We start from the raw sequence: 11,821 nt of genomic DNA on the forward strand, positions 1-11,821 counted from the left end.
GCGGCGCAGTGCTACGACGCGACGGTGGCCGCGCGCGCGGACTCCAGGTCGATCGCCCGAGCGCCGATGATGCGGCTGTACTCGAGCGCGCTGTCCTTGGGCGTGCGCTCCTGGGTGTCGTAGTCCACCCGCACGATCCCGAACCGCTTCTCGTAGCCCCACGCCCACTCGAAGTTGTCGAGGAGCGACCAGTAGAAGTACCCGCGCACGTCGACGCCGGCCTCGGCCGCGTCGAGGATCGCACCCAGGTGCCCACGGAGGAACTCGACGCGGTCGGCGTCGTGCACGGCCTTCGTCTCACCCTCGACGACGAGCTCGTCGTCGTAGGCGGCGCCGTTCTCGGTGACGTAGAGCACGGTGCCCGCTTGCTGCGCATACTCGTCCCACACCCGCTCGAGGAGCGTGGTGAGCCCCTCGGGCTGCACCTCCCACTGCATGGGCGTCCGGGGCAGGCCGCGCTCGTGCCAGTAGATCCCCTCGTGCGAGGGGTACGGCGAGCGGGCGGGGCGGTCGGTCGGCGCGTCGCCGCCGATCGGCGGGTTCACCGGCTCGTGGCCGCCCACGTACTCGCCGTGGTAGTAGTTCACACCGAGCGTGTCGATGGGCGTCGCGATGGTCTCGAGGTCACCCGGGCGCACGGCGGTCTCCCACGCGGCGATGGCCGCAGCATCCACCTTCCGGATGTCTTCCACGATGTCGGCGGGGTACTGCGCGCGGAAGATCGGGTCGAGGAACCAGCGGTTGAACTGGCCGTCGATGCGGCGCGCCGCGTCGACGTCGGCGGGGTCGTTCTCGTCGACCGGCTCGGCGACCGTGAGGTTCAGCGTGATGCCGAGCTTGAGCGACTCGTCGCGAGAGCGCAGCTCGCGCACGGCCTGGCCGTGGCCGAGCAGCAGGTGGTGCGCGGCGAGCACGCCCTCCTCGACGCTGTAGTGGCCCGGCGCGTGGATGCCCGCGGTGTAACTGAGGAACGACGAGCACCACGGCTCGTTGAGCGTGGTCCACACGTTGACCCGGTCGCCCAGGGCGTCGTGCATCGTCAGTGCGTACTCGGTGAAGAGGTCCGCGGTGTCGCGGTTCGCCCAGCCGCCCTTCTCCTGCAGCGCCTGCGGCAGGTCCCAGTGGTAGAGCGTCAGCCACGGGAGGATGTCGACCCCGAGCAGCTCGTCGACCAGTCGCTTGTAGAAGTCGAGGCCCTTGAGGTTGACCGCCCCGCCGTCGGGCCGCACGCGCGACCACGACGTCGAGAAGCGGTACGTCTCGAGGCCCAGCTCCTTCATGAGCGCCACGTCATCGCCGTAGCGGTGGTAGTGGTCGCACGCCACGTCGCCGTTGTCGGCGTTGATGACGGCGCCCGGCACGCGGCAGAACGCATCCCAGATCGAGTCGCGGCGGCCGTCTTCATGGGCGGCGCCCTCGATCTGGAAGGCGGCGGTCGCGGCGCCGAACAGGAAGTCCTGGGGGAAGGCGCGAGGGATCGCGGTCGTCATGAGGTCAATGATCCTCTCGGGGAACGTCGGTGTCAGGATGCCGAAGGCTGTGGGGAGGGGAAAGGGTCTAGCCCTTGACGGCGCCGGCCATGATGCCGCTCACCAGCTGCCGGCCCGTGAAGGCGAAGACGATGAGGAGCGGGATGGTGGCGAGGAGCACGCCGGCGAGCACGACCGAGTAGTCGACGAAGTAGTTCGACTGCAGGAGCGAGAGCGCCACCGGGAGCGTGGGGCTCTGCCGGTCGAGCACGATGAAGGGCCAGAAGAACTGGTTCCACGCGCCGACGAAGGTGAAGAGGAACAGCATCGCGGCGGCGGGGCGCGCGGCGGGCACGCCGACCGTCCAGAACGTGCGGAGCATGTTGGCCCCGTCCACGCGCGCCGCCTCGATCAGCTCGTCCGGCACGGTCTGCGACAGGTACTGCGTCATCCAGAACACCCCGAACGCGCTGGTGAGCGCGGGGATGATGATGGCGCCGATCTGCCCGGTCCAGCCCAGGTCGGAGAAGAGCAGGTAGAGGGGCACGACGCCGAGCTGCATCGGCACCGCCATGGTCGCGACGACGAAGGCCAGCAGCCACTTGCCGCCCGGGAAGCGGAGCTTCGCGAACGCCCAGCCGGCGAGGGTCGAGAACAGGACGACGGATGCCGCGATCACGGTGGAGCTGAAGATCGAGTTCCACAGCGCCTGCCAGAAGTTCACGGCAGGGTCGTTGATGACCTTCAGGGCGTTGTCGATGAAGTTGCCGCCCGGCAGCCACGACATGTTCGGGTTGTTGATGGTCGAGGCGTCGCCCGAGCCGATCAGGAACGACCAGTAGTAGGGGAAGAGCGCCGAGACGACGACGACTCCGAGACCGACGTAGACCCAGACCCCGGCGCGCACGCCGCGGATCTTCGTGGTCCGCCGGCTCCGGCGGGCGTTGGGCAGGTTCTCCTCGACGACCGCGAGGGGCGGGGTGCTGATGGCGCTCACTGCTGGGCTCCCTTCCGGCCGCGGCGGCGGCGCTGGATGACCCCGCGTCCGCCCTCGTCGCGTACGAGGGCACGGGTGATGGCGAGGTTGATGAGGCCGATCGCCAGGATGATGATGAAGAGGATCCACGCCAGGGCGGCGGCGCGGCCGAAGTTGAACTCGCCCCAGCCGATGTTGTACAGGTACAGCGTGATCGTGAGCCACTGGCCGGCGGCACCGCCGCGGCCGGTCTGGTCGAACATGCGCGGCTCGTCGAAGATCTGCAGGCCGCCGATCGTCGACGTGATGATGACGAAGATCAGGGTGGGCTTGAGCGACGGAAGCGTGATGCTCCAGAACTGGCGGAAGGCGTTGGCGCCGTCGACGGTCGCCGCCTCGTAGTACTCGCGCGGCACGGCCTGCATGGCGGCGAGGAGGATGAGGGCGTTGTAGCCGGTCCAGCGGAAGTTGACCATCGTGGCGATGGCGATGTGGCTCCAGAACGGGTCCTTGTGCCACGCGATCGGGTTGAGGCCGAGGTTCGTGAGCACGTTGTTCACGAGTCCGTGGTTGTCGCCGAACAGGTTGCTGAAGATCAGCGCGACGGCGACCGGGGCCATGACGTACGGGAGCAGGACGCTCATCCGCCAGAAGGTCTTGGACCGGATGTTCTTGTCGAGCATCGCCGCGATGAACAGCGCCAGGATGAGCTGCGGCACCGACGAGAGCAGGAAGATGCTGAAGGTGTTCCGCAGGGCGATCCAGAAGTCGGCCTGCGACAGGATCCAGACGTACTGGTCCAGTCCGACGAAGGTGCCGGAGTTGCGGACGAGGTCCCACTCCTGGAACGAGATCACCGCCGTGTAGACGATCGGGAAGAGGCCCACGATCGCGAACAGGATGAAGAACGGCGAGATGTAGAGGTACGGGGAGAGCTTCAGGTCCCAGCGGCTGAGGCGGTGGGAGAAGGAGAGGACGCGCGGCTGGCGCTCCGGATCGGGCCGATCGGCCGGCCCGGATGCCGTCGTACGGGTGGCGGTCGTGGTCACCGGTGGCTCCGATTCGGGTGTCGAGGGGTGGGCGTGGAGGCGGAGTGCGCGCGGGCCGGGGGGACCCGCACGCACTCCGCTTCTGCTGTCAGACCTGGTCCGCGGGAGCGGACCGGATCGTCAGTGTCGGCCTATCAGAAGGCCTCGACCTCGGCGACGTACGCGTCCCACGACGCCTGGGCGTCCTGGGTGCCGTCGAAGACGCGGGTGATGGCGTCCTGGAGAGCGGTGTTGTACTTGAAGTAGTCCGCGCTCTTGTACGGGGTGACCGTGATCGCCGCGGAGCGGTCCGCGAAGATCGTGCCGGTCGGCGCGTCGGCGAAGTACTCGTTCTTCGAGTCGGTGATCGACGAAGCGCTCTGCGCGTCGAGCGCGCTCGGGTAGGCGCCGACGTTGACGAACGTCTTCTCCTGCTGCTCCGGAGCGGTCAGCCAGTCGGCGAGCTTGAGAGCCTCGTCGACGTTCTTGCCGTTGGCCGGAACGGTCAGGTACGAGCCGCCCCAGTTGCCGCCGCCGTTCGGGAACGCGTTCGCGATCTCCCAGCCGGTGACCTCGGGCGCGTTGCCCGAGATGATGCCGAGCATCCACGGCGGGCACAGCATCGCGGCGAACTCACCGTTGGCCATCGACGCGTTCCAGTCGTCCGACCACTGGCCCGAGTAGGCCGAGTTCGGGATGCCGCGCTCGACGACGAGGTTGTACGCAGCCTCGAGGTCGGGGTTGTCGGTCGCGACGACGGTGCCGTCGGGCTCGTCATACGGGAACTCGATCTGGTTGACGATGCCCTGGAACGCGGAGTTCGCGGAGTCGAGCATCGGCTTGCCGGTCGCAGCCTTGTACTGGTCGGCCAGGTCGAAGAACGTGTCCCAGTCGCCGTCGATCGCCGAGGCGACCTCGTCGGGCGTCGAGGGCAGGCCCGCGGCCGAGAACAGGTCGGCGCGGTAGCAGACGGCCTGCGGGCCGATGTCCGTGCCGAAGCCGACGAGACGGCCGTCCGCGTCGGTCGCGGCCTCTTCCTTCCACTCGACCCAGCGGCCCTTGGCGCTGTCGGGCACCTCGGCGAGCAGGTCGGAGTACTGCATGGCCTCGGCGAACCAGTCGACCTCGACCGCCTCGATGTCGGCGAGGCCCTCCTTGCCGAGCTTCGCGAAGAAGTTCGTGCGGGCGTCGTCGGTGATGGCGGCCTTGTTGTGGACGATCTTGATGTTCGGGTTCTCGTCCATGTACTCCTGGAGGAGTTCGTCGTCGTACCCGAAGTCGTTGAACGTGGCCAGGGTCAGCGTGATCTCGCCGTCTTCGCCACCGGCCTCGTCTCCGCTGCCACCGGCGCAGCCGGCGAGGACGATGGCCGAAGCCGAGAATGCGGCGATTGCCACGGCGCTTCTGCGGAAGGCGCGTGCGTTCACTGTCACTCCTTTGTGTTGTCAGGGTCGTGTGTGTTGCAGGATCGGCGCGGAGGGAACCGTGCCGTGGTGGTCGTGGGAGCGTTCCCATCGATCGAGACGCAACGCTATGGGATCGCTCCCACGAAGTCAAGGGAGCGCTCCCATGGATTGATCACGGTTGTGTCACGGGGTTCTCATGGCGCTTCGGGCGGGGCTCTTGGACGGCCGGAGAAACGCCACGTGCACGGCCCGTAGACTGGAGGGGACCCCTGCCCGCGACATCCGGAGCTGTCACATGCCCACCATCGTCGTCGACGTCATGCCCAAGGCCGAGCTTCTGGACCCGCAGGGGAAGGCCGTCTCGGGCGCCTTCGCCCGTCTCGGCGTCTCCGACTTCAGCGCGGTGCGCATCGGCAAGCGGTTCGAGCTCACCGTCGACGGCGAGGTCACCGACGAGGTGCTCGCCGAGGCCCAGCGCATCGCTGACGAGATCCTCTCCAACTCCGTGATCGAGGATGTCGTCGGCATCGAGGTCGTCGAATGACCGCACGCATCGGCGTCATCACCTTCCCCGGCTCGCTCGACGACCGCGACGCGCAGCGCGCGATCGAGATCGCCGGCGGCGAGGCCGTCGCGCTGTGGCACGGCTCGCACGACCTCGACGGCGTCGACGCGCTGGTCCTGCCCGGCGGCTTCAGCTACGGCGACTACCTGCGCGCCGGAGCCATCGCGGCGCTCGCGCCGATCATGGCGGAGGTGAAGGATGCCGCGGCCAAGGGCATGCCGATCCTCGGCATCTGCAACGGCTTCCAGATGCTCGTCGAGGCGCACCTGCTGCCGGGCGGCCTGATCCGCAACGCGCACCAGCAGTTCGTCCGTCGCGACCAGAAGCTGCGCGTCGAGAACAACGACACCGCGTGGACCAGCGATTTCGCCTCCGGCCAGGAGATCGTGATCCCGCTCAAGAACGCCGACGGCGGCTACATCGCCTCGGAGTCCGAACTCGACCGCCTCGAGGGCGAGGGCCTCGTCGCCTTCCGCTACCTCGGTGTGAACCCGAACGGGTCGCTGCGTGACATCGCCGGCATCACCAACGAGCGCGGCAACGTGGTCGGCCTCATGCCGCACCCCGAGCACGCCGTCGAGCCGGGCTTCGGTCCGGACACGGCCGCCGCGATGCGGTCGGGCGTCGACGGCCTGTCGTTCTTCACCTCGGCCATCGCCGCCGTGGTGGGCGCCGCGGCCTGAGCCGCAGCATCCGATACCGCTACGAGACCGTGCCGGCCGGCGGCCACACGCCGATGATGAGCGCCATCACGACGATGGTCACGAGCTCGTGCGAGATGTTGAGCACGGTCAGCGACGACGGTCGCCCCTCGAAGGCGTCGTGGGTGATGAAGCGCGCCGCGGTGAAGCCCGCCCAGAGGATCACGCCGGTGAGCAGCGCCGCCCAGAGGTAGCTGCCGCCGAAGAAGTGCCATGCGATCGACGAGGCGCCGGCGAGCACCCACGCGGTCACGAAGCTGACGAACACCGTGACCACGATCGGCACCACGGCACTCGCGCCCGGCCGGTTCATGTCGACGTTCGCGAGCTTCGCCCACCGCGTGCCGAACACCTTCGGCGTGTACCAGATCGAGCCGACGACCATGCTCGACGCCGTCGCGATCAGCACCGCCCAGTAGTTGATCTCGGGAACCATGTCCGCCTCCTCCGCCCAGGCGCCGCAACGGGTCGCGGTCGCCGCTCGACGCGAGCGTAGCGCCGCCCGGCAACGCCGGACCCGCACCGCGCCGGTAGCGTGGAGCGGGTGAGCACAGACACCCGGAATCTCGTCGTCAGCGTCCCCACCGAGCAGCTCGCCGCAGATCTTGGCGCCCTGCCCGACGGCGTCGAGCTGGTGGTGTGGCCGATGGATGCTGCCGCCCCGCGTGACCGGTTCGACATCGTCGTGCCGCCGTACATGTCGATGGCGCGTGTGCTCGAGCGTCTCGAGGGCGTCGAGGTGGGTCTCGTGCAGGGCCAGTCGATCGGCTACGACGGCGTCGCCGCCATCCTGCCCGAGGGCCTCGTCTTCGCGAACGCGGCGTCGGTGCACGAGACCTCGACCGCGGAGCTCGCGGTGGGTCTCGCGATCGCGGCGCAGCGCCACATCGACGCGTTCGCCGTCGACACCGCGGCCGGCCGCTGGGCCCCGGTCTTCGCGCAGAGCCTCGCCGACCGTCGTGTGCTGCTGCTCGGCTACGGCGGCGTTGGCAAGGCCGTCGCCGCGCGGCTCGAGCCCTTCGAGGTCGAGCTCATCCCCGTCGCGTCGCGCGCCCGCGACGAGGACGGCGTCGCGGTGCACGGCATCGACGAGCTGCCGGAGCTGCTCCCCCAGGCCGAGATCGTGATCCTCACCCTGCCCGGCGGCGAAGCTACCCGGGGGCTCGTCGACGACGCGTTCCTGTCGGCGCTTCCCGACGGCGCGCTCATCGTCAACGTCGGCCGCGGCACCCTCGTCGACACCGACGCGCTCGTCGACCACGTGCGTCGCGGGCGCATCCGCGCCGCCCTCGACGTCACCGACCCCGAGCCCCTCCCCGAGGGCCACGCGCTCTGGGGCCTGCCCGGTGTGCTGATCGCCCCGCACGTCGGCGGCGCGTCGAGCGCGATGCGCCCTCGGGTCGCGAAGCTCGTGCGCACCCAGATCGAGCGCCTCGCCGCCGGCGAGCCGCCGATCAACGTCGTGCTCGGGCGCTGACGCCCACTGCTGCTGCACTCTCCTGCAACTGCTGGGTCGCGCGACGCAGCAGTTGCAGGAATCTGCAGCGCTCGCGCAGGCGCCCTCTTCAGTTCTCCCCCGCTCTGAGGTAGACCGGAGGACGGACAGTGGTGCGCGATGAACGGTTCCCCGAGCGATCCCCCGAGTGCAGACCAGCCGCCGAAGGTGGAGCGGCTTGCCGCTTCGGCGTGCTGGGAGTACCTGCAGACCGCCGAACTCGGCCGGCTCGCGGTCGACAACGCCGACGGCGCGCCCGACATCTTCCCGGTCAACTACGTCGCCCACGAGGGCGCCCTGTACATCCGCACGGCGCGCGACGCGAAGCTCCTCCACATCGCGCAGCACCCGATGGTCGCCTTCGAGGTCGACGGCGCGACCGACGACGACCACTACTGGAGCGTCGTGATCCGCGGCAAAGCGCAGCGCGTCACCCGCGACGACGAGATCCGTGACAGCGGGGTCCGCCAGCTCGCGTCGTGGAGCCCGACCGCGAAGTTCTTCGTCATGAAGGTCGTCGCGAACAGCGTGACCGGGCGGCGGTTCCCCCAGCACGCGAGCCGCAGGGATCCGCTCATGCCGTTCGAGGGCGACGCCACGCTCCCGGCTCCACCCGAACCGCCGCGGCAGCCGCGCGCCGAACGCCCCGCACCGATCCCGCACTTCGGGCCGCGCACGGGTCCGCAGGACACGCTCCCGGAGCCCGGCTCCGACGGGTGACCGGCGATGCCGATCACGGACGCGACGTCAGGCGGTGAAGACCGTGTGCACGTCGCCGACGACCTCGCGGCCGCCGAGCGCCGTCAGCTCCATGAGCACCGCGGTGCCCACCACCACGCCACCCAGCGTCTCGACGAGCTCGTGCGCCGCGACGAGCGTGCCGCCGGTCGCGAGGACGTCGTCGACGAGCAACACCCGCACGCCCCCGGCGATGTCGTCGTGCGCCTCGATCGTGGCGGTGCCGTACTCGAGCGCGTAGGAGACGGATGCTGCGGGCAGAGGCAGCTTGCCCGCCTTGCGGATCGGCACCAGGCCCACGCCGGCCTCCATCGCGACGGCGCCCGCGAGCAGGAACCCGCGCGCCTCGACCCCGGCGACGACGTCGAACGACCCCTCGAACGGGGCGATCATCGCGTGGATGACGGTGCGAAGGGCCGAGGCATCCGCCAGCAGAGGCGTGATGTCGCGGAACTGCACCCCCGGCTCCGGGTAGTCGGGGATCGTGCGGATGAGGGATTCGGCGCGCGTGAGGGCTTCGGACAGCACCCGCCAACCCTACGCCCGGCCCCTGTGCGTCTTTCGTTACGAGGGAGTGTAAGCGCTTGCAGTATGCTGGCCGGATGACTTCCGCAGAGACCATCGAGCGCACGGACGCGTTCCTCACCACCGTCGGCGGCGAGTGGTGGCGCACCGCCGTCATCTACCAGATCTACCCGCGCTCCTTCGCAGACGCGTCGGGCGACGGCATCGGCGACCTCCCGGGCATCACCGCGCACCTCGACGACCTCGCGCACCTCGGCATCGACGCCATCTGGCTGAGCCCGTTCCAGCGCTCGCCCCAGAAGGACGCCGGCTACGACGTCAGCGACTACTGCGACGTCGACCCGCTCTTCGGCACCCTGGCCGACTTCGACGACATGCTGGCCGCGGCGCATGAGCGCAGCATCCGTGTCATCGTCGATCTCGTCCCGAACCACTCGTCCGACCAGCACGAGTGGTTCCAGCAGGCCCTCGCCGCTGCTCCCCACAGCACCGAGCGCGCGCGCTACATGTTCCGCGACGGCAAGGGCGAGAACGGCGAGCTGCCGCCCAACAACTGGGAGTCCGTCTTCGGCGGCCCGGCGTGGACGCGCGTGGTCGAGCCCGACGGCCGGCCCGGCCAGTGGTACCTGCACCTCTTCGACTCGTCGCAGCCCGACTTCGACTGGTCGAACGAGGAGGTGCGCGAGGAGTTCCGCCGCATCCTGCGCTTCTGGCTCGACCGCGGCGTCGACGGCTTCCGCGTGGACGTCGCCCACGGCCTGGTGAAGGCCGAGGGACTGCCGGACTACATCCCGAACCCCGAGGCCGGCTCGATGGGCGGCGAAGCGGAGAACGTGCCCTACTGGGGCCAGGACGCCGTGCACGAGGTCTACCGCGACTGGCGCAAGATCCTCGAGGAGTACCAGGGCGACCGGGCCCTCGCCGCCGAGGCGTGGCTGCCCACCGCCGCGCGCACCGCCGAGTGGGTGCGCTCGGACGAGATGCACCAGGCCTTCAACTTCCCGTACCTCGAGACGAAGTGGAACGCCGCCGACCTCCGCGAGGTCATCGACGTGTCGCTCGACGCGTTCCCGGGCGTCGGCGCTCCCTCGACGTGGGTCCTCTCGAACCACGACGTCGTTCGCCACGCGTCGCGTCTCGCCCTCACGGCCGAGAACCCCCAGGGTCACGGCATCGGCCCGGACTCCCCCGGTCAGCCGATCCGCGAGGTCGGACTCGCCCGCGCCCGCGCCGCCACGACCCTCATGCTCGCGCTCCCGGGCTCCGCCTACCTCTACCAGGGCGAGGAGCTCGGGCTGCCCGAGGTCATCGACATCCCGGGGGACGCCCGTCAGGACCCGACGTGGTTCCGCACGAACGGCGAGCGGTACGGCCGCGACGGCTGCCGCGTTCCGATCCCGTGGAACGCGGATGCCCCGGCCTACGGCTTCAACGAGTCCGGAGCGTCGTGGCTGCCCCAGCCCACCGAGTGGGCGACGCTCGCACGCGACGCGCAGACCGGCGTCGAGGGCTCGACCCTCGAGCTCTACCGCACGCTGCTCGCCGAGCGCCGGGCACGGTCGCTGGGTGCGGGTTCGCTCGAGTGGATCGACGGATACGGCACGGATGCTGTCGCATTCCGCAACGGGAATGTCACCGTCATCGCGAACACCGGTTCCACGCCGATCGCGCTGCCGGGCGGTATCGTGATCGCGTCCAGCGGTCCCGTCGCGGACGGCGAGCTCCCGGGCGACACGACGGTCTGGATCGAGACCGCCTGACACCCGCGCTGGTCTACGAGAAGGTACGGTGACGACGTGGTCAGCATCGACGAGGTCGCCCGCGCGGCGGGGGTCTCGACGGCGACCGTCTCGCGCGCGCTGAGCGGGCGCGGGCACGTCTCGGCGGGCGCGAAGGCGAAGGTCGAGGAAGCCGCCAAGAGCCTCGGTTACGTGGTGTCGGCGTCCGCGTCGAGCCTCGCCTCGGGGCGCACGCGCAACATCGGCGTGCTGGTGCCGTTCCTCGACCGCTGGTTCTTCTCGACCGTGCTGAGCGGGATCGCCTCGGCGCTCATGCGCCGCGGCTACGACATCACGCTCTACAGCCTCACCGCCGACCGCGGCGAGCGGCACGACATCTTCGACACGTTCCTGCGGCGCCAGCGCGTGGACGGGGTCATCGCGATCTCGCTCGAGCTCGGTCAGGAGGAGACCGAGCGTCTCGTCGAGCTCGACCTGCCGGTGATCGCGATCGGCGGACCCAATCCGCTGCTCACGACCCTCACGGTCGACGATGTCGCCGTGGCGCGGCTGGCCACCGAGCACCTGCTCGCGCTCGGCCATCGGCGGATCGCGCACATCGGCGCGAGCCCCGAGTTCGACATCGACTTCCACATCCCGACGCAGCGCCGGCAGGGGTTCGAACTGGCGCTGGCCGACGCCGGCATCGAGGTCAGCCCGTCCCTGTTCGAGCCCGCCGACTTCACCATCGAGGGCGGCTTCCGCGCCGCGAAGCAGCTGCTGGGCAAGCCCGGGAGCCGGCCGACCGCGATCTTCGCGGCATCCGATGAGATGGCGATCGGGGCGCTCCTCGCGGCCCGCGAGCTCGGCTATCGGGTTCCCGAGGACCTGTCGGTCATCGGCATCGACGGCCACGAGCTCGGCGAGTTCTTCCGCCTCACGACGGTCGACCAGTTCCCCCTCGGCCAGGGCGAGCGCGCCGCCGACGCCATCCTCGAGGCGCTGGAGTCGACCGATGCCGAGACTCCGACACACCGGCCGGGCGAGCTGCCCTTCGAGCTCATCGTGCGAGGATCCACGGCGCGCCTGCCGCAGTGACCACGTCGCGGTCTCCTCATCGACCTCGGGATCGATCTCGGGAATAGTGTCGTATCCGAGCCTCACCGTTCGTGGATCAGGTATGCGGGCCCTTTCGGGCAC

12 protein-coding genes are annotated in these 11,821 nt (G+C 69.7%); 6 read left to right on the forward strand and 6 right to left on the reverse strand.

From position 1 onward, the window contains the following. Nucleotides 1-11: 11 nt before the first annotated feature. The 4 genes from ACLBXX_RS00755 to ACLBXX_RS00770 form a co-directional block, all read right to left on the reverse strand. Entirely contained in the window at nucleotides 12-1,490 is a 1,479-nt protein-coding gene (locus tag ACLBXX_RS00755; RefSeq protein ID WP_447656407.1) for a glycoside hydrolase family 1 protein, read from the reverse strand. A gap of 67 nt (nucleotides 1,491-1,557) precedes the next feature. Further along, nucleotides 1,558-2,466 carry a carbohydrate ABC transporter permease gene (locus ACLBXX_RS00760; RefSeq protein WP_056365228.1) on the reverse strand — a complete coding sequence of 303 codons (909 nt, stop codon included), beginning with the start codon at nucleotides 2,464-2,466 and terminating at the stop codon, nucleotides 1,558-1,560. After that, nucleotides 2,463-3,494: a carbohydrate ABC transporter permease gene (locus ACLBXX_RS00765; RefSeq protein ID WP_310287091.1), complete on the reverse strand. Its 1,032-nt coding sequence runs from the start codon at nucleotides 3,492-3,494 to the stop codon at nucleotides 2,463-2,465. The genes ACLBXX_RS00760 and ACLBXX_RS00765 overlap by 4 nt, the downstream gene beginning before the upstream one ends. Before the next feature lie 134 nt (nucleotides 3,495-3,628). Beyond that, the gene (locus tag ACLBXX_RS00770; RefSeq protein WP_375870138.1) at nucleotides 3,629-4,900 is read right to left on the reverse strand and encodes an ABC transporter substrate-binding protein; all 1,272 of its coding nucleotides are present in this window, start codon (nucleotides 4,898-4,900) and stop codon (nucleotides 3,629-3,631) included. A gap of 274 nt (nucleotides 4,901-5,174) precedes the next feature. On the opposite strand from ACLBXX_RS00770, the gene purS reads away from it, so the two are divergent. Beyond that, the gene (purS, locus tag ACLBXX_RS00775; protein ID WP_310287085.1) at nucleotides 5,175-5,423 is read left to right on the forward strand and encodes a phosphoribosylformylglycinamidine synthase subunit PurS; all 249 of its coding nucleotides are present in this window, start codon (nucleotides 5,175-5,177) and stop codon (nucleotides 5,421-5,423) included. Continuing rightward, nucleotides 5,420-6,127 carry a phosphoribosylformylglycinamidine synthase subunit PurQ gene (gene purQ / locus ACLBXX_RS00780; protein ID WP_310287083.1) on the forward strand — a complete coding sequence of 236 codons (708 nt, stop codon included), beginning with the start codon at nucleotides 5,420-5,422 and terminating at the stop codon, nucleotides 6,125-6,127. The genes purS and purQ overlap by 4 nt, the downstream gene beginning before the upstream one ends. 19 nt (nucleotides 6,128-6,146) lie before the next feature. Here purQ and ACLBXX_RS00785 read toward each other — a convergent pair whose 3' ends face one another. Beyond that, a complete protein-coding gene (locus tag ACLBXX_RS00785; RefSeq protein WP_447656408.1) occupies nucleotides 6,147-6,581 on the reverse strand; it encodes a DUF1761 domain-containing protein in 435 nt (144 codons plus the stop codon). Between the two features lie 108 nt (nucleotides 6,582-6,689). On the opposite strand from ACLBXX_RS00785, the gene ACLBXX_RS00790 reads away from it, so the two are divergent. Together ACLBXX_RS00790 and ACLBXX_RS00795 are read left to right on the forward strand one after the other, a co-directional pair. Next, on the forward strand, nucleotides 6,690-7,622 hold the full coding sequence (locus ACLBXX_RS00790) for a 2-hydroxyacid dehydrogenase (protein WP_447656409.1): 933 nt from the start codon (nucleotides 6,690-6,692) through the stop codon (nucleotides 7,620-7,622). Nucleotides 7,623-7,760: 138 nt separating this feature from the next. Then, complete coding sequence (locus ACLBXX_RS00795) at nucleotides 7,761-8,360, forward strand: pyridoxamine 5'-phosphate oxidase family protein (protein ID WP_447656410.1); 600 nt, start codon at nucleotides 7,761-7,763, stop codon at nucleotides 8,358-8,360. A gap of 27 nt (nucleotides 8,361-8,387) precedes the next feature. On the opposite strand, the gene ACLBXX_RS00800 is transcribed toward ACLBXX_RS00795, so the two are convergent. After that, complete coding sequence (locus tag ACLBXX_RS00800) at nucleotides 8,388-8,906, reverse strand: adenine phosphoribosyltransferase (RefSeq protein WP_387142821.1); 519 nt, start codon at nucleotides 8,904-8,906, stop codon at nucleotides 8,388-8,390. Between the two features lie 74 nt (nucleotides 8,907-8,980). Between ACLBXX_RS00800 and ACLBXX_RS00805 the strand changes: the two genes are divergently transcribed. Both ACLBXX_RS00805 and ACLBXX_RS00810 read left to right on the forward strand, forming a co-directional pair. Continuing rightward, nucleotides 8,981-10,663 carry a glycoside hydrolase family 13 protein gene (locus ACLBXX_RS00805; protein WP_447656411.1) on the forward strand — a complete coding sequence of 561 codons (1,683 nt, stop codon included), beginning with the start codon at nucleotides 8,981-8,983 and terminating at the stop codon, nucleotides 10,661-10,663. Nucleotides 10,664-10,699: 36 nt separating this feature from the next. Beyond that, on the forward strand, nucleotides 10,700-11,719 hold the full coding sequence (locus tag ACLBXX_RS00810) for a LacI family DNA-binding transcriptional regulator (protein WP_387142815.1): 1,020 nt from the start codon (nucleotides 10,700-10,702) through the stop codon (nucleotides 11,717-11,719). Nucleotides 11,720-11,821 lie beyond the last annotated feature (102 nt).

It is taken from the genome of Microbacterium sp. C23T (genome assembly GCF_053345975.1).